The following is a 23694-nucleotide window of genomic DNA, read 5'->3' on the forward strand; positions in this document are numbered from 1 at the left end:
TGACTGGGGTACACGGGCACAGCCAACACAGATGCAGCTTCAAGTATGATGGGGATATTAACGCCGGGCGCAGCCGCGCCCGGCATGGAGATGTTACAGCGGGGTCGCCGCCGCTTTTTCCTGCGGGATGTTGCACCAGTTGTTTTTATCCACGATGCCGCCATCCGGCGAGGTGTAACCGAGGCAACCGAGAATGGTATCAAACAGCTCGACGTGACGGTGAGTCTTGCCGATACGCTGCTGCGCCTGCAGTTGCTCAAACGCGCTGCGGTGCTGCGGGTCTTCCAGGAACTTGTCGGAGGTCCATACCATCATCGGCACGCGGAATTGCTCCGGCGGCGCCATTTCGCGCGGCGTACCGTGCAGGTGTGAATTCTCGCCTATCGACTCGCCGTGATCGGACGAATAGAACACAATCGCCTTCTTATCGCGCACCTGGTCGATCACATTGGCGATAAAGCTGTCGGTATACAGCACCGAGTTATCGAAGGCGTTAACCAGCTGATCTTTGGAACAGAAGTCGTCAACGCCGATGCACTCCGGCTGATAGCGCGCGTAGCTGCGCGGATAACGCTGCGAATAGAGATAATGCGAGCCTTTGGTGTGCAAGATCACCATATGCTTGCCTTTCGGGTAACGCGACAGCGACTCTTTCATTTCGTCCACCAGCAGCATGTCGTCGACCGATTTGCCGTCGTTGCGTTTCTCGGAGGCGATCATCTCGCGGAACGAATAGTTGTCCACTTCGGTATTGTTGTAGAACCAGACCTCGCTCTGCATGGCGAACAGCTCGGAGGTGAAGCCCAGGTTTTTCAGCACCGCGAACACGTTTTGTTCTTTCAGCGTGCGCTGCGGATTGTCCGACGTGCCGCCTTCGCGCACGAACATGCAACGCAGCGACAGCTTGGTCGCGGTATCGCAGGATTCACCGCGGAACGCCACCAGGTTTTTTTCCTGCGACAGCCTTGGCGTGGTATCACGGTCATAGCCGAGAATGCCCATGTGATCCCAACGCGTGGTCTCACCAATGATGAATACCACGTAGGTGTCATCGATATCCGCCGGCGGCACATAGGTAAAATTCTTGGCCGGATCGAACAAGTTGGCCTGATCCAGGCTTTCGTCGTAGCGGGTATAGGCAAACAGCCCCAGCGCCGAGATCCAGTTGGATGGCAGGTAGGAATGCGCCACCACGCCGCCGTAGCTTGGCAGATCGACGTTAGTGATTTTTTCCTGTGCGCTTTGCTCTTTGTCCAGCATGCGCAGCGGCAGCCAGACCAACGCCACCACCGCCACCAGCACCATCAGCGGTTTCACCCGGTGCCCGGGAGTTTTCAGCTGTTCGATCAGCGTATAGCGCAGGTTGTTTTTCCAGATGCACAGCAGCGGCAATGCGCTGAGCACCGCCATCCACAGGACGAAATGCATCCCGACCACTTCTTTCGACAGGTCGATATCCGTGGTCATCACCGAGACGACGATGCCGTAGCCAATCACCACGTTGAAGAACGTCATGTAATAGCTGGCGGCAACGGAAATCAGCACCAATAGCGAAGCGATAATGCGGTAAAACAGCCGGCCGCCCAGCGATATCAGCCGCATGACGAAGAAGGTGAACAGAACGATAGCGATAACTTCAGTGACCGCAGAGATAACCTTAATGCCCTGAATACCGTGCGAAAACGAATCAAAACGACGATAAAAAACGGAAAGGTTCAAAAAGATGCCGATATAAATCGCTAACAATAACGATAAATTCTGCTGTGATAGCGATTTAACTTTGTTCATGTAACGCGGTGGCTCCGGAGCTTTAACAGTTCTGAATCAGTCAGACATTGGATGCGGCTGCAGGTTCAGCCGATCGGCAATAAGCGCTATTTTGGGGGTAATAATCAAGTGAATTCTCAAAAAGCAGGCATTTTTTGCCGTTTTTTGTGATGACGATAAATGCGGGGCAGAAGGGAAAATGGAGGGTTACCCCTCCATTTTTTCCGTGGTGTCGGCGAAAACGTTATTTAACGTTAAGAGTTACATCAATATTGCCGCGGGTGGCGTTGGAGTATGGGCACACCACATGGGCTTTTTTCACCAGGTCTTCGGCTACGCTGCGTTCAATGCCCGGCAGGGTGATATCCAGTTGCACTTCGATGCCGAACCCGTTGGGGATTTCACCGATACCGACGGTACCGTCGATTTTGGCCTCGGCCGGGATCTTCACTTTTTCTTTCGCCGCGACAAACTTCAGCGCGCCAAGGAAGCAGGCCGAATAACCGGCGGCAAACAGCTGTTCCGGGTTGGTGACTTCACCGCCCGCGCCGCCCATTTCTTTCGGCACGCCCAGTTTCACATCCAGCACGCCATCGGATGAGGTCGCACGACCATCGCGGCCACCGGTGGCGGTTGCATGAGCGCGGTAAACAACTTTTTCAATGGACATAAATCGTTCCTTATTTCTGGGTTGGAGGTATGACATCGGCTTCAGTAGGCTGAACGCCGTCACTGCTCTATCTTTCACGATTAAATCGTACACTACTTATATTGTGCGCTTAACTCAGTGTAGTGCACGATCGGCGATCGTGCTTCTGGCACTGGCCATCAAATCTGGTCGATCAGCTTGCCGCGCAGCTTTTCCAACTGCTGCTTGATATTCACTATTTCATCGAGGCTGCAATCGGTGGCGCACATCACCGCTTCCGGCACCGCCTGCGCTTTTTCACGCAGCGCGCGGCCGTTTTCGGTTAAGGCGATGATCACCTGCCGCTCATCGATAGTGGCGCGATAACGCACCAGCAGACCGGCGGTCTCAAGCCGCTTCAGCAGCGGCGTCAGGGTGGCGGAATCGAGAAACAGCCGTTCACCGATGTCCGAGACCGTAATTTCATCCCGCTCCCACAGCACCAGCATCACCAGGTATTGCGGATAGGTGAGTTCGAGTTGGCTCAGCAGTTTACGATACACCTTGTTCAACGCCAGGTTGGCGGAGTACAGGGCAAAACACATCTGCTGGTCAAGCAGCAGCAGGTTTTTCGCAGTGGGTTGTTCGGTGTCTTTGGTTTTCATGAGGTAAATATAGATAGTGCGCGATGCAATCGCAAACTATTTTTTACGCGATGTGCTACATTTTTTAATGCAGGGGATGCCACAGCAGGGTGCTGTGCGGAGGGAAAGGATATGACAACCACACTGGTAGAACGTGCGCGCCGCTACGCCACCAAAGCGCATGCGGCGATCGATCAGCGCCGCAAATACACCAATGATCCCTATATCGTGCACCCACAGGCGGTGATGGAGATCGTCAGCAGCGTACCGCACAGCGAAGCGATGCTGGCCGCCGCCTGGCTACATGACACGGTGGAAGATACGCCGACCACCCTCGGGGATATCGCAAGCCACTTTGGGCCGCAGGTCGCTGAACTGGTGGGCATGCTGACCAACGTCAGCGGCACCGGCGGCGGCAACCGCTTTGAACGCAAAAACCGCGATCGGCGGCACAGCGCTGGCGCCTCGCCGCAGGCTAAAACCATCAAACTGGCGGACCTGATCGACAACACCCGTTCGCTGCTGGAATACGACAGCCACTTTGCCCGAACCTATCTGATTGAAAAACAGCGGCTGCTGGAAGTGCTGACCGAAGGCGACCCGACGCTGTGGCGGCAGGCCAGCCATATCGTCGAACAAGGGCTGACCAGGCTCCAGTTACCGCCGCATAACGTCCCGGCAAGCTGGTTCGAACATGCGCGCCAGCGTTACCGGGAAAGCGATGCGGCGTAGCCGTCAGAACGTGACCACCGTTTTCAACGCCGTCACCCAGGCGTCCTGCGTTTCGCTGACGCCCGCCGGGTGATGCCAGTATTGCAGACCCGGCTGCAACTGTAACCAAGGGGTGACGTTGAAGCGATAGAACAGTTCCGCCGTCACCGAATGCCCCGGCACCGGGCGATAGTTGGGATCCTGATAATCGGTAACCTGGTTGATTTGATTCATATAACGCTGATTATCCCGATAATGATCGCTCAGCTTGACCATAGATACCCCCAGCCCCAGCCAGTCGTCCGGCCGCGCGTCGAACAGGCCGTGGTAGCGAATGCCGGTCGAGGTGGAATAGTGCATATAGTTGGTGCGCTGATCCGCCAGCCCCAGGCTGTAGAACAGGCTCAAACCCCGGCTGGCGTCATCACGGTGGCGCGTCACTTGCTGGTTAAAACCGCTGTACAGGAACCAGGTACGGTTATGGTTGCGATACCCGTTCGGATCGGTCGCGCCCGCCCCACCGGAAACCCCTTCATACAGATCCTGCTGCCTGGCGTTGGTGAACAGGACACCGATGTTGTACACCCCCGGCAACTGATTGACCGCATTGGTTTTCAGCTCCAGTTCCATCGGCAGTAAAAAGCCCTTGCTGCCCTTGGTGGTGGTACTCCAGGCATGGCCGCGGCTCGTGGCGTTCGGGTTCTGCTCCATCACGCCGGTTTTGAACGTCAGCCCGTCGGTCAGTTTGTATTGCAGGGTGGTGCCCCAGTAGTGCACGTTCCAGTTATACCAGGTCAGCGAGTTGGCGGACTTGCCGCCGCACAGCGCCAGCGTCTGGAAATCGCAGGGAATGATCTGATCGAAATCCTGCACCTTGTTCATCATGCCGACGCGCCACTGCAACCGGCGATCGAGAAAACTGCGGCTGAAGGTCAGCCAGCCCAGCCGGGTGATCGACTGGCCGCCATAACTTTCCTGCGACAGATCGGTCGGATTGGCGCGCGGATCCTGCAAACGATCGCGCATCAGGTTATTGTCGTGGTTGCGGTTGACGATATTGCCCTCAATGGCCGCGTCCGGGATGCCGGTCAGCGCCTGCAAATCCTGGCTGAAGGTCAACGAGAACTGATCGATATACGAAGCCTGCTTATCCTGGTTATACCCGCCGCCGGCGTTATACGACAGTTGGCTGAGATAGCCGAGGTTATAGTGGAAGCCGCTCTCTTCGAGGATAGGTCTGATCCCCAGCATATCGCCCAGCAACCCCGGCGAAGGCGGTTCGAAACCGAGCGCCACGCCATCCCATTGGGCAGTTGGCGCTTCGACGTCTTTGCCGGTTTGCAGCGTTTCCGCCTGCACGCCGCTGCAAAACAGCAGCAGTGCCGCGAGTGTCCCGGTGTGAGGTAATGGATATTTCATTATTATATTTCTCCGCATATAAAACGCTGACTGCGGGCAACAGCATTCCCTGGGCGAGAATTCCCCATAATTGGCAGCAGTGAGTAAAGGTGATTGCCCGACGATTGCCGCCGGGCGGGCATTCAGATTTAGCCGTGGTCTTTCAGGCTGTTACCGTTGCTCTGGATCACATCGCGATACCAGTAGAAACTCTTTTTGCGGCGACGCTCCAGGCTGCCGTTGCCTGCATCGTCGCGATCGACATAAATAAAGCCGTAGCGCTTGGACATCTCGGCTTTAGAGGCGCTGACCAGATCGATCGGCCCCCAGCTGGTGTAACCCATCACCTCCACGCCGTCGTCAATCGCTTCCGCCACCTGCACCAGATGGTCATTGAGATAATTGATGCGATAGTCGTCGTTGATGCTGCCGTCGGCTTCAATGCGGTCCTTGGCGCCCAGCCCGTTCTCCACGATAAACAGCGGCTTTTGATAGCGGTCATACAGCACGTTGAGCAGGTAACGCAGCCCGATCGGGTCTATCTGCCAGCCCCACTCCGAGCTGGCCAGGTGTGGGTTCGGCACCATGTTGAGAATGTTGGTACGGGCGGTCTCGTTTTGCGCCTCGTCGGTGGTGACGCACCCGCTCATGTAGTAGCTGAATGAGATAAAATCGATGGTCTCGCGCAGCGCCTGTTGGTCTTCGGCGGTGATCTCGACCTGAATGCCGTTTTCACGGAAATAGCGTTTCATATAGGCCGGATAGCTACCGCGCGCCTGCACGTCGCCAAAGAACAGCCAGTCGCGGTTCTGGCGCTGGGTTTCCAGCAGGTCTTCCGGCCGGCAGCTCAGCGGATACAAAATACCGCCCAACAGCATGTTGCCGATTTTGCCTTCCGGCACAATCTCATGGCAGGCCTTCACTGCCTTGGCGCTGGCGACCAACTGATGGTGAATCGCCTGATAAATCTCGCTCTTGCTGCTGCCCTCCGGCAGGCCGACGCCGGTAAAGGGCGCGTGCAGCGACATATTGATCTCATTGAAGGTCAGCCAGTGCTTCACCTTGTGCTTATAGCGTTCAAACACAGTACGCGCATAGCGCTCAAAGAAGCCGATGGTCTTGCGATTGCCCCAACCGCCGTACTTTTTCGCCAGCCCGTACGGCATCTCATAGTGCGACAGCGTAATCAGCGGCTGGATGCCGTACCTGGCCATTTCGTCAAACAGCCGATCGTAAAACGCCAGCCCGGCCTCGTTGGGGGTTTCCTCATCGCCCTGCGGGAAAATGCGCGTCCAGGCAATGGAGGTGCGCAGGCACTTGAAGCCCATTTCCGCGAACAGCGCGATGTCCTGCGGGTAACGATGGTAAAAGTCGATCGCCACGTCCTTGATGCCGCTGTCGCCGTCAACCCGTGGCGTCACCGCACCGAAAATGCCCTGCGGTTGCAGATCGGAAGTCGACAGCCCTTTACCGTCAGTCTGGTAAGCCCCTTCCACCTGATTTGCCGCCACCGCGCCGCCCCACAGAAAATGGTCTGGAAATTTGCTGCTCATCGCTTTCTCCTTGGTTAACGTAATAAAGTCAGCAGCGGCGCCTGTTCCTGCACCCTGCCCTGGCCACCGGCCAACACGTCGACGTAGTCATCGCTGTTGCTGACGATGATCGGCGTGGTGGTATCAAAGCCGGCGGCGTGGATCGCCGCCTGGTCGAACTCAATCAGCAGATCACCCGGCTTGACCCGATCCCCTTCTTGCACGTGGGCGGTGAAATGCAGCCCGTCGAGCTTGACGGTATCGATGCCGACGTGAATAAGGATTTCCGCCCCGTCCTCCGACTCAATGCCAATCGCGTGTTTGGTTTTAAACAATGACACCACGCGCCCCGCCACCGGCGACACTACCCGCCCTTGCAACGGGACAATCGCCACACCCTTGCCCAGCAACCCGCTGGCGAAGGTGGCGTCGTTGACCTGTGCCAACGGCATCACCTCGCCGGCGATCGGGCTGACGACAATCTCCTTGCGGTTCAGCGATGCGACGGGCATCGGCTCCTGTGGTGCAGCCTCCTCTGCCGGCGCCACGCCGAACAGATAACTGGCTACCGCAGCGAAACAGAACGACAACAGGGTGCCGCCAATCGCCCCCCACACCGTGGCATCGAAGCCGCCGGCGGGAATAATCTGCGCAAAGGTGAAGACGCTCACCAGACCGAAAGAGTATGTGGCGGTATGGAAATAGCCGATCACCGCGCCGCCGAGCGCACCGCCGATGCAACCAAAGATAAAGGGCCGTTTATTCGGCAAGGTCACGCCGTAGACCGCAGGCTCGGTAATGCCAAACACCCCGGCGCCGATGGCGGACCCAGCCAGCGCCCGCAGTTTGGCGTCGCGGGTACGCAGCATCACGCCCAGCGTGGCGCCCACCTGCCCCATGACCGCCGGCAACAGCAGCGGCACCATGGTGTCGCGGCCGAGCACGCTCAGGTTATTGATCATCAACGGCACCAGCCCCCAATGCAGGCCGAAGATCACGCACACCTGCCACATCGCCCCCATAAAGGCGCCGGCAACGATCGGGTTAAAGGCATAGATACTTTGATAACCGTTGGCCAGCAGGTGGCTGAGCCAAGTTGCCGCCGGGCCGATCAGCAAAAAGGTCAGCGGCACGGTGATCGCCAGGCACAACAGCGGCGTAATGAAGTTGCGCAGCGCGCTGTGGATCACCCGGTTAAACAACGGCTCCAGCCGGCATGAAACCCAGGCGGCGAAAATAATCGGGATCACCGACGAGCTGTAATTGATGAAGGTCATCGGGATGCCGAAGAAATACTCGCGCACTGCGCCTGGCTGCTGCGCGGCTTCAAACGCCGCCATCATCAGCGGGTGGGTCAGCGCGCCGCCGATCGCCATGGTAACGAACGGATTGCCGCCGAACTTTTTCCCGGCGGTATAGCCCAGCATGATCGGCAGGAAGTAGAACAGCGAGTCGCTGGCGGCAAACAACATCTTATAGGTGCCGCCCTCCCCCGACAGCCAGTTGCAGGCCAGGCTCAGCGCCAGAAAACCTTTCAGGATCCCCGAAGCGGCCATCACCCCCAGCAGCGGGGTAAAAATGCCTGACACCACATCGATAAAGCGGCTGAACAGGTTTTCCTTCTTGCCATCGCCCGCGTCATCCGCCGCCGTGCCATCGCCCAGACCGGCGGCCTGATTGACCGCGTTATAGACTTCCGCCACGTGGTTACCCACCACCACCTGGAACTGCCCACCGCTCTCCACCACCATGATGACGCCGGGATTTTCTTTCAGCGCCGCGGCATCGGCGCGCTGGCGATCGCGCAGCTTAAAGCGCAAGCGAGTGGCGCAATGCACCAGGCTTTTCACGTTGTCGCGGCCACCGACGCCGGCCAAAATCTCACTGGCTAATGTGTCATATTTCATAGTGTTATCCTTACAATCGATGTTCTGCCGCTCCTGCGCAGCGATGGCCAATCGCCGTGACGGAATTCAGCGCAAAAAAAAACCTAAACCTCATGGCCCTGCACCCGCAAAAGGGGAACAGAAGCATGAGGTTTAGGTTTTGCCTGCCGGAGCAGTGACAACCCTAAATCGGCTGAGCTATGACGTTAACACCCGGCTTTTTGCCACGGCAAGGCTTTCCGGCAGCAAAGAGTAGAACTGTGATCCGGCATGCAAAACGGCCTCAATGGGCAAAATAGTGCATGCCGCCATCTACCGGGATCACGGCGCCGGTGATATAGCGCGCCAGCGGGGAACAAAGAAACGCCGCCAGATAAGCCATGTCCTCCGGCTCGCCAAAATAGCCGATCGGGATATTCTGCTTGATGAACGCCTGGCGTGCGGCCTCGGTCGGGTGAAGTTTTTCGCGCACCTGCTCGCTGTTAATCCGCCCGGGTTGCAGCGTATTGACGGTAATGCCCTGCGCCGCCAGCTCGCTTGCCAGCCCCTTGGCCCACAGGTGCAGCGCGCCCTTGGCGGCGGTGGCGGCATTCAGGCTGCGCGGTTCCATCGAGCCGCTGATGTTGATGATTCGCCCCCAGCCTTGCGCTTGCATGCCGGGCAACAGCGCGTGGGTCACCCGGCGGGCCGGCGTAAAGTTCAAGGCAAAGGCCTCTTCCCAACCGGCGTCACCTTCGCTCAACGCGGTCGGACGAGCGCCGCCGACCGCATTAATCAGGATATCAATCGTCCCGGCCAGGCGTGCCGCCTGCGCCAGCAGGCTGTCGAGCGCCGCCGCGTCGGTGATGTCCGCCGCGATCGCATAGGGCCGCGTGCCGCCGCTTCGTTCAATCTCATCGGCCAGAGCCAGCAAACGTTCCTCACGGCGGGCGGTCGCCACCACGGTGACCCCCTGCGCCGCCAGAACCCGAACCATACCGGCACCAATGCCTTCGCTGGCGCCGGTGACCAGCGCGATACGATCCCGTAACTGCAAATCCATAAGATATCCTAATTGAATAATTCAATTTAGTTGAAGAGATTACGGCATTGAATCACAACCCACTCTGTGTGAATATTCCATAAAATCGCGGCAATGCTGTGCAGGAATTCACTGATGTTCGATTGGCAGGATTTAAAACACTTTGTGGTGCTGGCACGCACCGGTTCATTGTCGGCGGCAGCAAGGGAATTGGGCTGTGACCACGCGACGGTCGGCCGGCGGGTGGCGGCGCTGGAGAAGGCGCTCGGGCTGCGGCTGATCCTCCGATTGCCGCGCAGCACACCGCTGACCCCGGACGGCCAAAGGGTGGGCGGGCTGGCGGCAGAGATCGAAAATCAAAGTCACGCCATTGCTCGCCATGCCCGCAGCGCCGGTGAAACGCCGCAGGCCCAGGTGCGTATCAGCGCGCCGCCGTCGATCGCCGCACGGGTCATCGCACCCCATATCGCCGAGTTTCACCAGGCTTTTCCGCATATTACGCTGATACTCTCCGGCGAAGCCTCCATCGCCGAACTGGATCGCGGCGACGCCGAAGTGGCGGTGCGCATGGTGCGGCCACAGCAGCCGGATTTGCTGGTGCAGCGCATCGGCATGATGCGCTACAGGTTGTACGCTACGCCGCAGCACGCAGCCCTGCCGGAAGCGGCGCGGGCCTTTATCGCCTACGACCATCACTACAGCAACCAACCTCACCAGCAGTGGTTGCAACAGCTGTTGCAGGGCCGCCCGGTAGTGTTTCAGGCCAGCGATCTGTTCTCTCTGCAAGAAGCCGCACGATCGGGGCTAGGTGCGGTGGTATTGCCGACGTTTGTCGCTGATGACGACCCGGTGCTGGTTGCCCTGCCGACGCCGATCGCGCCGCCCACGCGCGAGTTATGGCTGGTCACCTACCCCGATCTGGCGCGTTCCACCGCCATCCGCACGGTCATGACGTTCCTGAGCGATCTCATCGGAAAAAAATGCCCGACGGCAACGTGAAACATCAGAATAGCTAATTGAATGCTGGACAAAAGTCACGCGGGGGATTATTACTGATCACCGCGAAATTTACTTTATGGACAGTTGCGATCATGACATTGCGTACTGAGTTTGGACGAATTTTGATTACCGGCGCGGGCGGGCGGGTCGCCACGGCATTCCGTCAATCGGTGGGCGATCGCTATCAACTGCGGCTGGCGGAAAAGGACATCAACTTGTTGACCGGCCTGCACCCCGGCGATGAAGTGATCAGCTTCGACATTGCCAATCTCGAAGCCTGCCGTGCGGCCTGCGCCAATATCGATACCGTGCTGCACCTGGCTGCCGACCCCTCCCCCGACGCCGATTTTTGCAACTCGTTGAAGGATAACAATATCCTCGGCACCTACAATATTTTCCGTGCGGCGAAAGACGCAGGCTGCAAACGCGTGGTATTCGCCAGCAGCGCGCAGGCGGTGGAAGGTTATCCGCTGGATTATCAGATACGGCCGGAAGACGCCCCCAAACCGAAAAACCTGTACGGCGTCAGCAAAGCGTTCGGCGAAGGCATCGCCGCCTATTTTGCCCATCAGGAAGGGCTTTCCGCGCTGTCAGTGCGCATCGCCAACTTCACCACGCTGGAAGCTGGCGAACAGCTAAGCGCCCGTGACATGAGCGCTTTTCTCAGCCACCGCGACGCCGCCGATCTGCTGGACCGCTGCGTCCGCATTGAAGGCGTGCACCATGCGGTGGTACACGGCGTCTCCAACAACCGCTATAAGCGGCTGTCGCTGGAAGAGACCAGCCGCCTGCTCGGCTACTACCCGCAAGACGATGCGTTCAGCATTCTGGGCTTCGCCTAAAGTTTGTTGTCGATGCGCTGCAGCAGGTAAGGGAAGAACGGGTTGGAAGCGATACGCATCAACGAATCGAGATCGACCACCAACACCGACCGTTCGCCGCGCGCAGCGATAGTGCCCAGGCTAATGCCGAACTCATCGCGCTGCGCCGGGAAACGCCCATACAGCGAATCGCTCACCGGGAACGGCAATGCCACATGCGACAGCGAATAAATATCCGCCGGGTAAGTTATCCCCAGCGGCTGCACGGTTTCCGTGGTTTCACCGGCGGCCGTTATGCGGGCAATTGCCTCACTGCTTTCCGGTGAAGCATTGGCGATTACCGTCGTCTGGTAACGGCGCGGGGGGGCGGGCAACAACTGGCTAACCGCCGCCGCCGCGTTTGGCCGCAGCAGCGGCCCGAAGTTGATTGTACGATTGACGTCAAACAGCACCAGTTCGCTGCCGTTCGCCGGCAATTCGTTGTATAAGGCACGGATCACCGCCCGGGTGCTGACGGTGGAATCCATCACCGACTGGAAGGTCAGCACCGGCGGCAATGCGCCCAGCTTGCCGTCACGCGCCGCACGGGCGATTTGCTGTTGCAGGCTATTGCTGAGCAGATAAGACTGGCGCGCGCCATTCACCGGAAACGAGTTGTATTTAAACGGATTAAACTCCGGCAGCACCCCTAACCACGCCGCTTTGGCAAACGCCGGGAATACCGCCGGCCAACCGGCGATGCCGGCGAAACGGGCAAAGCTGGTGACGCCGATCATCGGCGAAATCAGAATCAGCCGCTGCGGTGCCGCCAGTTTCGGGTCTTCCAGCGCGTCCAGCGCATATTTCATCGCCAGCGCACCGCCGTTAGAAAAGCCCACGATATGCAGCGGCTTGTCGCCCCCGACTTTACTGCGTGCCTCGCGTACCGCCAACCGCGTCGCCGCCAACCAATCGCGCCATTCGATATCGGTCAACGCCCCCGGTACCGTACCGTGCGCCGGCAGGCGAATGCCGACGGCCACAAAACCGCGCTGCCGGTAGTTTTCGGCGATATGCCGCAGGCTGTAAGGGGAATCGGTCAGGCCGTGCAGCAACACCACCGCGCCACGCGGTTCGCCCTGCGGCAGCAGCTCATAGGAGCGGTTCCAGTCCTGAGCGAAGTGCGGCGGATACACAGGGCTGCCGTCGAAATAGCGGTTAAGCGGAATGCGCTCGCTGGCGGAAAGCTTGTCGGTGACGTTGGCCTTCACCTCGTCGAACACCCGGTTTTCGGCGGCCAGGTACGCTTGCCAGTCAGCCTTATCCAGCTCGGCGGCAGCCAACTCGTGCGGCACAAAAGTGTGCCACGGCTCCAACGCCGGGCCGCGTTGGGTGTCGTAAACCCGCACCGCAAGCAACGTGAATACAACGGTGACGACCACAATCGTCAGCCGTTTGATCCCTTTGATTATCGCCCTGGACGGCATACTCACCCCTGAATTCACGGTTATCCAGCAGCGATTATAGGTGCTAAAGGGGCTTAGGGGCAGCGCACGCTTGCCGTCCTTTTAAATTATTAATGGCGGGGTGTTATTTTATGGGCATTGTACGGATAGCTAAAATAACCGGTATTTCATTAGAACTGAGATAGGCTATATTTCCAGTCAACGTGAAGCGGTTTTGAAAGCGGTATTTTGGAAAACACTTACGCGAAAAAGGAACACAGTGGATGAAAAATCTTGATGACCTGGAGGCGTTTGTCCGCGTGGTCGACAGCGGTGATTTTTCAAGCGCGGCGCGTTCATTAAACGTTACCGCCGGAGCAGTAAGTAAACAAATAAGGCGGCTTGAAAGCTCGCTGGGCGCAACGCTATTTGAGCGCAGCACCCGTCGCATTCGCGTTACCGATGAAGGGCTGCAGATTTACGAATGTGTTAAAAGAGGGCTAAGCAGCCTCCATGAAGCCTATAGCATCGCTGAACAAGGCAGGCAAAGCCTCTCCGGTAATATTGCCATCAGCAGCCCCACCACCTTCAATAATTATTTTCTGATCGAAGCCATTGAGTGTTTTAAACGGCAACATCCAGAGGTTAGCTTCTACCTGGATAGCGCCAACCGGGTAGTGGATATCTATTCAGAGGGCATTGATCTGGCCGTTCGTTCCGGCCAACTTTCAGACTCGCAACTGGTGGCGCGCAAGGTGCTTGAGCAGCACCGGGTATTGGTTTGCTCCCCCTCGTACCTGGCAAAAATATCCCCGCCAACCCATGTTCAGGATCTGTCAGCCTTGAACAGCCTGGTATTCGCTTATCCGGGCTACAATTCAGCCTACTGGACGTTGGAAAATACCGAAAATGGCGAAGTGCGGCGCGTGCCGGTCAAAAAAGCCATGAGCGCCGATGATGGCATGACGTTACTCCACTGGGCATTGCAAGGCCATGGCATTGCATTACGTGAATCCTGGAGCGTACAAAAACACCTCACCAACGGTGAATTAATTAATCTATTACCGCAGTGGCACGAACCCATTAGCCCAATTCAAATCGTTCGTACCGGCCGCAACTCGGTACCGATAAGAATATCGATGTTTGCCAACTTTCTTATCGAGTTTTGCCAGAATAAACTAAATAAAGGGGAATAGTTATTCGCTGTCATTGTGACAGAACTTCACAAGTGATATTCCAACCCCTGTATGGCGCGATTTCCCAAGGCCCGGCATGATTATCTCCACACTATTTCCCTTCTCAGGAGTAAAGATGCCGCTTGCCTTGCTGGCGTTGGCGATTAGCGCTTTTGCTATCGGCACAACGGAATTCGTCACTACCGGGTTGCTGCAAGATATTGCCCGCGACCTTCACATTACTATTCCGCAGGCCGGTTACCTGACTTCCGGGTATGCGTTAGGCGTGGTGATCAGCGCCCCTATCTTGACCCTGTTGCTGGCTCGCTTTAACCGCAAACATACCCTGGTGTTTTTGATCCTGTTATTTATTGTCGGCAGCCTTGTCTCCGCCAGGGCCGCCACCTTTGAACAACTGATGTTAGGCCGCGTGCTGTCCGCATTCTGTCACGGTGCTTTTTTCGGTATCGGCGCAGTCGTCGCCACCACCGTGGTCGCACCCAACAAGAAGGCCAGCGCCATCGCTTTGATGTTCACCGGCCTGACGCTGGCGAATGTGGTTGGCGTTCCGCTCGGCACCTACGTGGGGCAACACTTCGGCTGGCGCGCCGCATTTTGGGCGATTGCAGCGCTTGGGGTGATTGGCTTTGCCGGGTTGGCGGCGCTGGTGCCGAAACAGCTGGCCGAGCGCAGCCCTATTCTGGACGAGATTGCGGTCTTCAAGCGGCCGCAGGTCTGGCTGGCATTGATCGTCACCGCCGTCGGTTTTAGCGGATTATTGGCCTCTTTTGCCTATATATCCCCGATGATGACCGAGGTGGCCGGTTTTGCGCCAACAAATCTGGCCTGGATCCTGTCAATCTATGGCGTTGGTCTGGTGGTCGGTAACATTGTGGCGGCTAAATTTGCCGACCGCGCTTTAGTGCCGACCATTTTGACACTGCTGTTCCTGCTGGCCCTGATTCTGGCGTTATTTACCTACACCCTTCACATCAAATCCTTAGCCATTATCAGCGTTTTTTTGCTTGGCGCCATTGGCTTTGGCACTATCCCGCCGCTGCAAATGTACGTGATGGAGACCGCCAGTGGCGCGCCAACCCTGGCCTCTGCCGCCAATATTTCGGCGTTCAATCTTGGGGCATCCGGCGGTGTCTGGTTGGGTGGTGTAGCTATCGATGCAGGTTACGGTTTCGTCTCGCCTAACTGGGTAGGTGCTATTACCACCGGCATCGGCCTGCTAATCGCGGTCTATGCACTACGGAAAAAACGGGGGCGGGAAGAGAGCGAAATACCAACGTGACGGATGGGGTGCTTTGGCACCCCATTTTTTTACAGGTGCCAGATTATCGGTCTTCCCCTGGCGCCTGACAGCTTGGCTAAATTACGGCTTTTCGGCGATTTTGCGCAGATATTCGTTATTTTTGAATGCAATGATGATCATTTCAAAACAGACGCGGGTAAACACGCCGCCGAGAATAATCCCGAGCAGGCCACGGAAGAACTCCCCGTAGAACATCGCCCCAATCCCGCTAACAAGAATGCCCAGCAGGCAAAGCCAGTAAACGGCGGTGATGATTTTCGGTGTCAGCATCGCGTCAAAAAAGAAAATATTTTTCATTGTAAATCCTTCCTTAGGTCAGTATTTAATTATCCCAGAGGCGACTCGTCAGCGTCGATATGGCGGCCGGCCCTATTTGTTACGCCGGTTATGATAACGAGTTATGCGACGCAAAGCGCAAGAAAATCAACGAACCATTGCATGAAGGTGAAGGCTAAAGATGCGCAACAAGATAGGCCACAACATACTGGGCTGTTTGGCGGCATTGTGGCTGTGCAGCCAGAGCGCACAGGCGCAGGAAACGCTGATCTTCGTCCGGCACGGGGAGAAACCCGCCAACAACAGCGGCCAACTGACCTGTAAGGGGTTGAACCGCGCACTGGCATTACCGCAGGTGCTGCTGGGCCGCTACGGCAAGCCGGACTTTATCTTTGCCGCCGGGCCGAAGGAAAACAAAAGCGGCAGTTCGCTGCGCGCTTTGTCGACCATTATGCCCACCGCCGTGCATGCTGAGTTACCCATCAACATTCAGTTCCATGCCGACGACATCGCCGGGCTTGAACAAGCGCTGCTCAGCGATAAATACCAAAACTCGCGCATTTTCATCGCTTGGGAACACAAGAACCTCGACAAGGTGGTGAAAAGCATCGTTGCCGCACGCGGTGGCGACGCCAATCAGGTGCCCAAATGGCCGGGCAGCGACTTCGACAGCATTTTTGTGGTCACGCTGGATAACAGCGGCGGAGTGAATAAGGTGTCATTTAAACAGGAAAGTGAGGGGCTGGTTCAATTGGCGGAGACCTGCCCGTCCGCAGGGTAAAGCCAGAACAGCCTTAGATGGGTTTGGCAGATGGAGAGCTGCAGCCCCGCAGAACCTGATACTAAGGCTTAATTCTATATAGCCAGCTTGGAAATAGGAATGTCCTATGTTTAGAGTAATGTTAAACGATGACTTATTGATTTGGCATAGTCTAATAATTATTAGCCTGCAGTACTCTCTTATCCGAATTTGTGTTCGCATGACCGGAATGCATGTTCATTGCTAAAAGAATATGCAAAGAACGCCTTATCTACGACCAGAAATGACTCTATTATGTAAAGTGAAAATTTTGGAAACTGAGTACCCTTTTATCGCCCGCATGATGTTGTTTTCATCGGCAAGCTTAAAATTTTTGTAGAATACCGGCAAGCTGTTTGAAAACCGCTATATATTTGCGCCAATAATAAAAAGGTAATGGAATGCTTGAACTATTTGATGTTAGTTACGAAGAACTGAAAGTGACGCACTCGAACGAGCTTTACCGACTGAGAAAAAAAACCTTCAGTGACCGTCTGGGGTGGGACGTAGCATGCAACCTCGACATGGAGTTTGATGAGTTTGATAACCCCCGCACACGTTACATTCTCGGTCTATGCCAAGGACAGTTGGTTTGCAGCGTGCGCTTTATCGCCCTAAGCCAGCCCAACATGATAACCCACACATTCTGCTCCTGCTTTGACAGCGTGCATATCCCCTTCGAAGGAATCGAATCAAGCCGTTTTTTTGTCGACAAGGCTCGGGCTCGACAACTGCTTGGTGAACAATACCCTGTCAGCCAGGCTCTGTTTTTAGCCATGATCAACTGGGGGCATCACCATGAACGCAACGGCATTCACACCATCGTGAGTCGGGCGATGCTGAGAATCTTGCAGCGCTCAGGGTGGAAAATCAGCGTACTCAAAGAAGCATTCCTCACCGAGCGTGAGCGTATTTACTTGGTGTTTCTGCCAACAGGGTCAGAAGATCAAAACCGGATGGCATCGGGGATCGTCACCGGGCTTGGTTGTCCGAGATCGTCCGTTATCACCTGGCCGCTGTCGCTGCCGGTGTAATAAGTTCCAACTCAACGCCCAGCCGGATAGCCTGGCGGGCGTTGCTGACACCCAGCTTAACCACAATATTACCCATATGGAACTTCACCGTACTCACAGAAATACCCGCGATGGCAGCAATTTCTCCATAGGTTTTCCCCATGCTGGCCCAATACAGCACCTCATTCTCCCGCGGGGTGAAAATGGGTTTGTCTGCGTCCGTATGATATTTTTGATTGCTGGATGAAGCGGCTCCGGCGAGACGATACATCTGTTCATTAATATCGATCAGTAACATCTGCATTGCCCCGCGCTCGGACGAAAGCCGCTTTTCCAGTTCCTCTTGTCCGTTGCTGGCGATGATGACAGACAGCAACGCAAGGTTGTTCATATGGTCATGCAGCACAAAGGTGAAGCCATTAATGATGTTGTACTGTTTGGAAAGGGAAAAAATCTTGGTGAACTTCAGATCTGACATGAGGGTGATATTTTCGTCCCATGCAAAGGGCGACGTTCGTTTGAACGCAGTCAGTATCACCGGGTCAGTGAGCTGGAAATTGTTGGCACGGTAAAGATCAACCCATTCATCCGGGTAACTTGAAATAATAAGTACATCTGATGGATTTTTTTTTCTAACGACCGTGTAAGCGTATTCAGGACTACCGAGTGAGGACAGCTTCCTGTCGATATGGTCCCGAAGTGTTTCCGTTATTGTTTGATTCTTATTGAATACAGAAAACATACAGGCTCCGTGACGATCTGACTTTTCCCTTGAATGAAAGAACCTGAACTTAAGTATAGGTACGGATTATACTTAAGTACAACTTACGAATTATAGCCCGAAATATATAATAAACCTCGTTAGGCAATGGTAAAAAAAACCTGACCTGTACGGTCAGGTAGCCAACACAGCCAACACCAGGGAAAAATTTCCGGTCAGACAGGGTATGCAAAAAATCGCTGCTGGCCGGGACACTTACTTTAACACTGCTAATTTATTCTTTCAAATTCATCTTCACCAAGACAGCAAATCTTTAGCTAGCCGACTGCTGTCCATTTGAGTTTTCCTCCTGCGCCAGGTACTGCCAGAGATAACGTCGTTGGTCAGAGAATCGCTGCATCTGATATCGCTACAGCTTTGTCAGTCCATGCCTACTTAGAGGCAATATACCGACCGTTTCCATAAAATGACGAACCTTTTTCAACAGTTGCCACATTGAGCGGCACTGGTGATTACGGGTCATGCTGTCGTGCACTTCTGGGCCAAGATAAGACGTGGACCTTACATCCTTGACCTTCGGTGAATGAACATTATTGGCAAGGGGGGATTTTGGCGTTGCCAATGATTTCCTGAAACCGGCAAAAAGCCAAATAATCAGCGACCACCCCATCTCAACACACTGCGTACCATGGCTAGCGATCAACGCCCCTGGAAAAACCGGGTATATGCAGTCAGGATATCTTTACCCGCTGAGGGTGGGTATTAAGCAACACGCACAGTTTCTCCAGGCTGACTGAAGGGGAGAAATAAAATCCCTGAGCGATATCGCAACCATATTGCTCAAGGTAGTGCAGTGACTCTTGATCTTCTACGCCTTCGGCCAATACGACATAATTGAGCTTATGTAACATATCAATAATGCTTTGCACCACGATTCGGCTCTCGTTGTCCGTTCTCAAGTTTTTGATCAAAGATCCATCCAGCTTAATCACGTTGGCGGGGATATGCCGCAGGTAGTTTAGATTGCTGTAGCCAGCGCCGAAGTCATCCAGCGCAATGGTGTAACCTCTGGCCTTGAGCGTCTGCAAACAGGCTAACGCCTCACCGCTTTCAAGGATCCGCTGTGATTCCAGACATTCGATCTCGATATCTTGTGGTTGCAGATTATAGTGGTCGAGTGCGTCGTCCAGCCTGCCCGAAAAGTCTTTCTCGGCAAAATTTTCGGCGGTGACATTGATCGATACGGGTATATTGACCCCTGCCTGACGCAACCTGAAGACCTCGCGGGTCGCCTGTGAAATCACAAACTCGGTGAGGGGTTTGATCAGCGACGTGTTCTCTGCGAGACGAATAAAATCACCGGTGGGGATTGCCCCGAGTACCGGATGCTGCCAGCGCAGCAGCGCTTCCGCCCCAATAATCTGCTTCGAGATCAGCTCAACTTTGGGTTGATACTCAAGATACAAACCGACCCTTTGTTTCAGACTTTCCGCCAGTTCATTGAGCAAATTGAATTTGTATTTACGTATGGCATCCTTCGAGACGTTATAGGCCGAGACGGTCAGGCTCTCATCTATTGCGTCATGCAAGGCGCTGGTCGCTTCGCGCAACACCTCCTGCGGGTTGCTGCCCTGGACCGAGAACAGGGTGTAGCCGGCATACAGCTCCAGTTTCAACGGCACGATACCGCGCACTTCATGGCGGATCCGCTCTGCACAAGTTTCCAGCATGCCTATTGCCGGGTGTATTTTTTGGGCATCGATAATGGTGGCGAAACGTCCCGGGGAAATGCTGTATAAAAGTTGTTCGCCAAGAAACGTGCCTTTTAGGAAATGCCCAATATCCATCAACACCAGCTCCACGGCCGAGAGACCGAAAGAGCGCGCCATTTCGTAGGCGTATTTAATGTCGATCGTATCGAGCAGAATCAAGGCATATTCACCGGAGGCCGACGACAGATTGCCGATCTCTCTCATTAACCTCTGGCGATTAGGGAAACGCGTTACCGCGTCGACCAAACCAATCTCACTTTGTGCCTCAATCAGCTCAATAACGATGGTGGTCATATTACTGAGCAAACCGACCCTAGCGGCCGAAAAAAAACGCGGTTGTTTGTCGGTGATGCATAACGCCCCGATAATATAGCCTTCGCGGGTACGTATAGGCATGGCGACATAGTGACGAATCGCGGCAGGGCCGGTGACCATCAGGTCTGATGCGAAACGTTTGTCCCGTTTGGTATCCTTGCAGATCAGCGGTTTACCGCTATGTCGGACAAAGTTGAAGAGTGGGCTGTTAAAATCGATATCCTGCAGTTCGGTATTGATTTTTGCCTTGATCCAGATTTTTTTTGAGCCGTAGAGACAGATAAAACAGCCGGGCACTTGCAGAAGCCTGCACGTCAGATCCAACACATTATGAATAGCGTCATTATGGCTGGTATCAAGCCCTTCCAGGGCATCGATCGTGGCTTGTCGTTCCTCTTCGTTTTTACTGAGGTGTCTTAGCATGCCTGGAATCCCCCATCAAAGCCGATAAAGACGATTCAACTAGCGGATCGTGTAGGTCTTTTTGCCTGCGGACTTCGCCTGGTACATGGCGTCATCGGCTTTGGTCAGTAACGCTTCAGCGCTGATATTGCCGTCTGAAGATATCGCGGCGCCGATGCTGGCGGACAGGGTCACCTTCTGATTGCCAATTTGCGTTATCGCCGCCAGCTCCGTGAGTAGCTTCTCGCAAAACTCACTGACTTGCCGCTCCGGATGCATGAGCGGCCACAGGATTACCGTAAACTCATCCCCGGCTAACCGCGACGCACTGTTGTTGGTGCCGGCACAGGCACTGAGCAGTTTGGCGAAAGTCTTCAGGATCAGATCGCCAAAATCATGGCCGAAGGTGTCGTTGATGGTTTTGAAACCATCAAGGTCAATGAACAACAGCGCCATCTGCTGCTGGGGACAACAGAGCTGCAATGTGCCGGCCAGCCGGCGCAGGAAAGCGCGTCGGTTGGTTAACCCTGTCAACATGTCATGGGTGACATCGTATTCCAGCCGCTGCTGCAAGCGTTTAAGCTCGGTGATGTCCATAGACAAAATATAGAAACCCTGCGTTTCACAGGGCACTAATGTGGTATGGACCATCAATAACCCTTGCCGCGTCTGGATTTCATTCTCAAAGCTTAGGGTTTCCCCGCATAATGCTCTTTCGATCACAGGTTTGGCCGTCGCATAAGCAGCCTCTCCTATCAACTCTCGTACCGTCATTTCCTTGAGGCGCGCTTCATCCAGGCCAAACCAGGTCTTATAAGCGCTGTTGGCGAAAAGATAACGTTCCTCGTTGTCAATCTGGCTGATCAGGGCCGGCATATTGTCGGTAATGGCGCGCAGACGTTCTTTCTCTGCGCTAAGTTGATGTTCGGTAAGGACTCTGCTGTCAATTTCGAGATTGAGTTTATTAACGACCACGCTGAGCTCGTGGGTACGCAGTTCGACCCGCTCTTCCAGCTCATGCTGCAACGCGAACAAATCGGCCTCAGCCGCTTTACGTTCACTGATATCTACGATTACAGAAATAAAATGGTGGGGATTACCGTTTGGCAAACGGTTAAGGGCAACAGTGAGTTGGACCCAAATAATTGAGCCATCTGCGCGGTAATAACGCTTTTCCATCGAATAGGTTTCTATCTCGTTGGCTAGCAACTGTTTCAGCAGGCCAAGGTCGATATGCAGATCGTCCGGATGGGTGATGTCCTGGAACGTGCGCTCCAGCAATTCCCGTTCAGAATACTGCAGCATTTCGCAAATGCGTGGGTTGACGCGCAACCAATACCCTTCCAGCGAGACCAGGGCCATGCCCACCGCCGCCTGAGAAAATGTCTGTTCAAACATGGCTTCGCTGCGCTGCAGATTAGATTTCAGGCTTTCGGTATAAATATTCCGCTCAACACTATGCAGATGTTCTTCGATTACCGCGGCAAAATCCCGTAAGTCGTGCGCCCTGTCATGGGAAAAGGGTTGGGGGCGACTGTCAATAATGCATAGTGTCCCCAGCGGCAGACCATCCAGCGAGAGCAAGGGCTGCCCGGCGTAGAACCCAATCTTTGGGCCGCCGGTGACCAGGGGGTTATCGAAAAAACGCGGGTCGGTGGCGGTATCGGGCACAACCAGGGTCTCTCGCTGCAAAATGGCATGCCCGCAGAAAGAAATATTGCGTGGCGTCTCCCTGGCATCCAGGCCAAAACGCGACAAAAACCACTGACGATCACGGTCTATCAGAGAAATCAGCGCAATGCTGACGCCAAAATATTTTGCGGCCAGCCGCGTGATGCGGTCCAATTTTTCCACTGAATTCGTGTCCAATACGTTCAACGAATTCAGAACCGACAGACGTTCGGCTTCATTCTCTGGAAAGCATGGCTCGAACATATGTGCTCCGGTAGTAGTTTACTTAAATACAGATTAGACGTTTTTCTATTACCCTGGAAAACCAATTATGATTGCACTTGGAATGATTTCGGCAGGAATCACTGAGGGGGTTAAATTTATCATGATGATAATATTTAAATAAAAATTCTCGTGAAGAATAGCGCTCTGGAATAGATGTTAACCGCTCAGGGCAAGGTGTTTATCCTACCGATAATATTGCCCCACCCTGTACAGGTGTCGGAGATAATAAGGTCCGTAAGGTAATAATAAATTGCGAGCCCGATTCCAATCTCTACAACAAATCCCTGTAAATCTATCCAGCCTGTATCCTGCGCGTTATCGCCGGGATAGAGTCTTCTTGCTGCGGCAAAATCCGTAGCCGGGATTGGAACCCCCGATTATCTCAGAACTGAAAAACCTTGTGTTTTTTCAGCGCCTACGTGCACACTCTCTTTGGTGGCTCAGGCAGGGCAACCGCAAGGTTGACCGGTTTTTCTGAGAGCCGGGGTTCCAAACCTGTCTGGGCCACCACCCGAGATTGGAACCTCGCGTGATGGTAGCAATCACTACTATCTCGGAAAACATCATGAACACGACAATTGAAAATACCGACAGCTCCATCTCTATCTTCCGCAACCTTATTGCCGACCTGCAATTCTGCAAACTCAGCGATATCCAATTGTGCGATCTCAGCGCCGTAGCTCAGGAATCCGCAGAAGGGTTATGTCATGGCTTATTGTATCTGGCGGAATCGTTGGAGAATGGGGAACAGAGCTCAGCAAGCAGCGGGGTGCAAATCAGCGCCTGGCTCAAAGCTTCCGCGCATGTGCTCCCTGCTCTGTTAGAACTTTGCGAGCAGGCGAACAACCACCTGTTGCAGATGCATGAAGGCAATGTTTATCAGTCATAGTTTGCCCGCTATGCGTTATTGACTTGATGGCGAAACCTGCAAAAGACACCGAACGCGGGTGTCTTAATTTTTATGCGGGCCAAATGCAGAGCACCTTTCGTTGAATTAAAGAAAGTGCGGAAAACAGTGATTGGCGATCACAGGGTGGAAGATCAGTGATGACCGAAATAATGCAACACGCGACCCGTTGTTGCTTGCCCGTTAGCCATTAATGATAGCCCTCA

Annotated in this window: 20 protein-coding genes and 1 pseudogene; 8 read left to right on the forward strand and 13 right to left on the reverse strand. The window is 54.8% G+C overall.

Annotated elements, in window-relative coordinates; translation table 11 throughout:
* Positions 1-93: 93 nt before the first annotated feature.
* The 3 genes from eptB to ACUTQW_RS17295 form a co-directional block, all read right to left on the reverse strand.
* The gene (eptB, locus tag ACUTQW_RS17285) at positions 94-1788 is read right to left on the reverse strand and encodes a kdo(2)-lipid A phosphoethanolamine 7''-transferase (RefSeq protein WP_004950800.1); all 1695 of its coding nucleotides are present in this window, start codon (positions 1786-1788) and stop codon (positions 94-96) included.
* A gap of 223 nt (positions 1789-2011) precedes the next feature.
* Entirely contained in the window at positions 2012-2437 is a 426-nt protein-coding gene (locus ACUTQW_RS17290; RefSeq protein WP_004950797.1) for an organic hydroperoxide resistance protein, read from the reverse strand.
* 158 nt (positions 2438-2595) lie between these two features.
* Entirely contained in the window at positions 2596-3060 is a 465-nt protein-coding gene (locus tag ACUTQW_RS17295; protein WP_062789672.1) for a MarR family winged helix-turn-helix transcriptional regulator, read from the reverse strand.
* 111 nt (positions 3061-3171) lie between these two features.
* Here ACUTQW_RS17295 and ACUTQW_RS17300 point away from each other — a divergent pair, with 111 nt between their 5' ends.
* Positions 3172-3771, forward strand: coding sequence for an HD domain-containing protein (locus ACUTQW_RS17300; RefSeq protein ID WP_004950792.1), 600 nt, complete (start codon positions 3172-3174; stop codon positions 3769-3771).
* A gap of 3 nt (positions 3772-3774) precedes the next feature.
* Here the strand turns inward: ACUTQW_RS17300 and ACUTQW_RS17305 are convergent, their stop codons facing one another.
* The 4 genes from ACUTQW_RS17305 to ACUTQW_RS17320 all read right to left on the reverse strand — a co-directional run bounded on the left by ACUTQW_RS17305 (position 3775) and on the right by ACUTQW_RS17320 (position 9608).
* Positions 3775-5169 carry a carbohydrate porin gene (locus ACUTQW_RS17305; protein WP_006322966.1) on the reverse strand — a complete coding sequence of 465 codons (1395 nt, stop codon included), beginning with the start codon at positions 5167-5169 and terminating at the stop codon, positions 3775-3777.
* A gap of 128 nt (positions 5170-5297) precedes the next feature.
* Positions 5298-6701: a glycoside hydrolase family 1 protein gene (locus tag ACUTQW_RS17310; protein WP_006322965.1), complete on the reverse strand. Its 1404-nt coding sequence runs from the start codon at positions 6699-6701 to the stop codon at positions 5298-5300.
* Between the two features lie 14 nt (positions 6702-6715).
* On the reverse strand, positions 6716-8587 hold the full coding sequence (bglF, locus tag ACUTQW_RS17315; protein WP_006322964.1) for a PTS beta-glucoside transporter subunit IIABC: 1872 nt from the start codon (positions 8585-8587) through the stop codon (positions 6716-6718).
* Between the two features lie 262 nt (positions 8588-8849).
* Positions 8850-9608, reverse strand: coding sequence for an SDR family NAD(P)-dependent oxidoreductase (locus tag ACUTQW_RS17320; RefSeq protein ID WP_006322963.1), 759 nt, complete (start codon positions 9606-9608; stop codon positions 8850-8852).
* A gap of 114 nt (positions 9609-9722) precedes the next feature.
* Between ACUTQW_RS17320 and ACUTQW_RS17325 the strand changes: the two genes are divergently transcribed.
* Together ACUTQW_RS17325 and ACUTQW_RS17330 are read left to right on the forward strand one after the other, a co-directional pair.
* Complete coding sequence (locus ACUTQW_RS17325; protein WP_006322959.1) at positions 9723-10586, forward strand: LysR family transcriptional regulator; 864 nt, start codon at positions 9723-9725, stop codon at positions 10584-10586.
* Positions 10587-10678: 92 nt separating this feature from the next.
* Entirely contained in the window at positions 10679-11428 is a 750-nt protein-coding gene (locus ACUTQW_RS17330; RefSeq protein ID WP_006322957.1) for an NAD-dependent epimerase/dehydratase family protein, read from the forward strand.
* On the opposite strand, the gene ACUTQW_RS17335 is transcribed toward ACUTQW_RS17330, so the two are convergent.
* Positions 11425-12873 carry an alpha/beta hydrolase gene (locus ACUTQW_RS17335; RefSeq protein ID WP_006322955.1) on the reverse strand — a complete coding sequence of 483 codons (1449 nt, stop codon included), beginning with the start codon at positions 12871-12873 and terminating at the stop codon, positions 11425-11427. The genes ACUTQW_RS17330 and ACUTQW_RS17335 overlap by 4 nt on opposite strands.
* A 242-nt stretch (positions 12874-13115) precedes the next feature.
* On the opposite strand from ACUTQW_RS17335, the gene ACUTQW_RS17340 reads away from it, so the two are divergent.
* Positions 13116-14027 (forward strand): LysR family transcriptional regulator, encoded by a 912-nt coding sequence (locus ACUTQW_RS17340; protein ID WP_020438274.1) that lies wholly within the window; start codon positions 13116-13118, stop codon positions 14025-14027.
* Positions 14028-14142: 115 nt separating this feature from the next.
* Entirely contained in the window at positions 14143-15306 is a 1164-nt protein-coding gene (locus tag ACUTQW_RS17345; protein WP_006322951.1) for an MFS transporter, read from the forward strand.
* A gap of 81 nt (positions 15307-15387) precedes the next feature.
* Here the strand turns inward: ACUTQW_RS17345 and ACUTQW_RS17350 are convergent, their stop codons facing one another.
* Positions 15388-15624: a DUF4282 domain-containing protein gene (locus ACUTQW_RS17350; protein WP_004950762.1), complete on the reverse strand. Its 237-nt coding sequence runs from the start codon at positions 15622-15624 to the stop codon at positions 15388-15390.
* A 160-nt stretch (positions 15625-15784) separates the two neighbouring features.
* On the opposite strand from ACUTQW_RS17350, the gene ACUTQW_RS17355 reads away from it, so the two are divergent.
* Both ACUTQW_RS17355 and ACUTQW_RS17360 read left to right on the forward strand, forming a co-directional pair.
* Positions 15785-16384, forward strand: a complete 600-nt coding sequence (locus tag ACUTQW_RS17355; protein ID WP_006322949.1) for a histidine phosphatase family protein — start codon at positions 15785-15787, stop codon at positions 16382-16384.
* A gap of 419 nt (positions 16385-16803) precedes the next feature.
* Positions 16804-17436: an acyl-homoserine-lactone synthase gene (locus ACUTQW_RS17360; protein ID WP_004950753.1), complete on the forward strand. Its 633-nt coding sequence runs from the start codon at positions 16804-16806 to the stop codon at positions 17434-17436.
* Here the strand turns inward: ACUTQW_RS17360 and ACUTQW_RS17365 are convergent.
* From ACUTQW_RS17365 to ACUTQW_RS17380, 4 genes and pseudogenes are all read right to left on the reverse strand, one after another.
* On the reverse strand, positions 17408-18157 hold the full coding sequence (locus tag ACUTQW_RS17365; protein ID WP_020438272.1) for a helix-turn-helix transcriptional regulator: 750 nt from the start codon (positions 18155-18157) through the stop codon (positions 17408-17410). The genes ACUTQW_RS17360 and ACUTQW_RS17365 overlap by 29 nt on opposite strands.
* A gap of 388 nt (positions 18158-18545) precedes the next feature.
* A pseudogene (locus tag ACUTQW_RS17370) lies at positions 18546-18725 on the reverse strand (IS630 family transposase); the annotation flags it as partial.
* A gap of 142 nt (positions 18726-18867) precedes the next feature.
* Positions 18868-20646 (reverse strand): sensor domain-containing diguanylate cyclase, encoded by a 1779-nt coding sequence (locus tag ACUTQW_RS17375; RefSeq protein WP_243846151.1) that lies wholly within the window; start codon positions 20644-20646, stop codon positions 18868-18870.
* 39 nt (positions 20647-20685) lie between these two features.
* Positions 20686-22560, reverse strand: coding sequence for a diguanylate cyclase domain-containing protein (locus tag ACUTQW_RS17380; RefSeq protein WP_006322942.1), 1875 nt, complete (start codon positions 22558-22560; stop codon positions 20686-20688).
* Between the two features lie 586 nt (positions 22561-23146).
* On the opposite strand from ACUTQW_RS17380, the gene ACUTQW_RS17385 reads away from it, so the two are divergent.
* A complete protein-coding gene (locus ACUTQW_RS17385) occupies positions 23147-23470 on the forward strand; it encodes a hypothetical protein (protein ID WP_020438270.1) in 324 nt (107 codons plus the stop codon).
* Positions 23471-23694: the final 224 nt, after the last annotated feature.

Source organism: Serratia sp. TSA_7 (assembly GCF_052692135.1).

Excerpts from the sequence above, each read along its gene's own strand:
- eptB (WP_004950800.1), bottom strand. The coding sequence starts at position 1,788 with ATGAACAAAGTTAAATCGCTATCACAGCAGAATTTATCGTTATTGTTA.
- ACUTQW_RS17290 (WP_004950797.1), bottom strand. The coding sequence starts at position 2,437 with ATGTCCATTGAAAAAGTTGTTTACCGCGCTCATGCAACCGCCACCGGT.
- ACUTQW_RS17295 (WP_062789672.1), bottom strand. The coding sequence starts at position 3,060 with ATGAAAACCAAAGACACCGAACAACCCACTGCGAAAAACCTGCTGCTG.
- ACUTQW_RS17300 (WP_004950792.1), top strand. The coding sequence starts at position 3,172 with ATGACAACCACACTGGTAGAACGTGCGCGCCGCTACGCCACCAAAGCG.
- ACUTQW_RS17305 (WP_006322966.1), bottom strand. The coding sequence starts at position 5,169 with ATGAAATATCCATTACCTCACACCGGGACACTCGCGGCACTGCTGCTG.
- ACUTQW_RS17310 (WP_006322965.1), bottom strand. The coding sequence starts at position 6,701 with ATGAGCAGCAAATTTCCAGACCATTTTCTGTGGGGCGGCGCGGTGGCG.
- bglF (WP_006322964.1), bottom strand. The coding sequence starts at position 8,587 with ATGAAATATGACACATTAGCCAGTGAGATTTTGGCCGGCGTCGGTGGC.
- ACUTQW_RS17320 (WP_006322963.1), bottom strand. The coding sequence starts at position 9,608 with ATGGATTTGCAGTTACGGGATCGTATCGCGCTGGTCACCGGCGCCAGC.
- ACUTQW_RS17325 (WP_006322959.1), top strand. The coding sequence starts at position 9,723 with ATGTTCGATTGGCAGGATTTAAAACACTTTGTGGTGCTGGCACGCACC.
- ACUTQW_RS17330 (WP_006322957.1), top strand. The coding sequence starts at position 10,679 with ATGACATTGCGTACTGAGTTTGGACGAATTTTGATTACCGGCGCGGGC.
- ACUTQW_RS17335 (WP_006322955.1), bottom strand. The coding sequence starts at position 12,873 with ATGCCGTCCAGGGCGATAATCAAAGGGATCAAACGGCTGACGATTGTG.
- ACUTQW_RS17340 (WP_020438274.1), top strand. The coding sequence starts at position 13,116 with ATGAAAAATCTTGATGACCTGGAGGCGTTTGTCCGCGTGGTCGACAGC.
- ACUTQW_RS17345 (WP_006322951.1), top strand. The coding sequence starts at position 14,143 with ATGCCGCTTGCCTTGCTGGCGTTGGCGATTAGCGCTTTTGCTATCGGC.
- ACUTQW_RS17350 (WP_004950762.1), bottom strand. The coding sequence starts at position 15,624 with ATGAAAAATATTTTCTTTTTTGACGCGATGCTGACACCGAAAATCATC.
- ACUTQW_RS17355 (WP_006322949.1), top strand. The coding sequence starts at position 15,785 with ATGCGCAACAAGATAGGCCACAACATACTGGGCTGTTTGGCGGCATTG.
- ACUTQW_RS17360 (WP_004950753.1), top strand. The coding sequence starts at position 16,804 with ATGCTTGAACTATTTGATGTTAGTTACGAAGAACTGAAAGTGACGCAC.
- ACUTQW_RS17365 (WP_020438272.1), bottom strand. The coding sequence starts at position 18,157 with ATGTTTTCTGTATTCAATAAGAATCAAACAATAACGGAAACACTTCGG.
- ACUTQW_RS17375 (WP_243846151.1), bottom strand. The coding sequence starts at position 20,646 with ATGCTAAGACACCTCAGTAAAAACGAAGAGGAACGACAAGCCACGATC.
- ACUTQW_RS17380 (WP_006322942.1), bottom strand. The coding sequence starts at position 22,560 with ATGTTCGAGCCATGCTTTCCAGAGAATGAAGCCGAACGTCTGTCGGTT.
- ACUTQW_RS17385 (WP_020438270.1), top strand. The coding sequence starts at position 23,147 with ATGAACACGACAATTGAAAATACCGACAGCTCCATCTCTATCTTCCGC.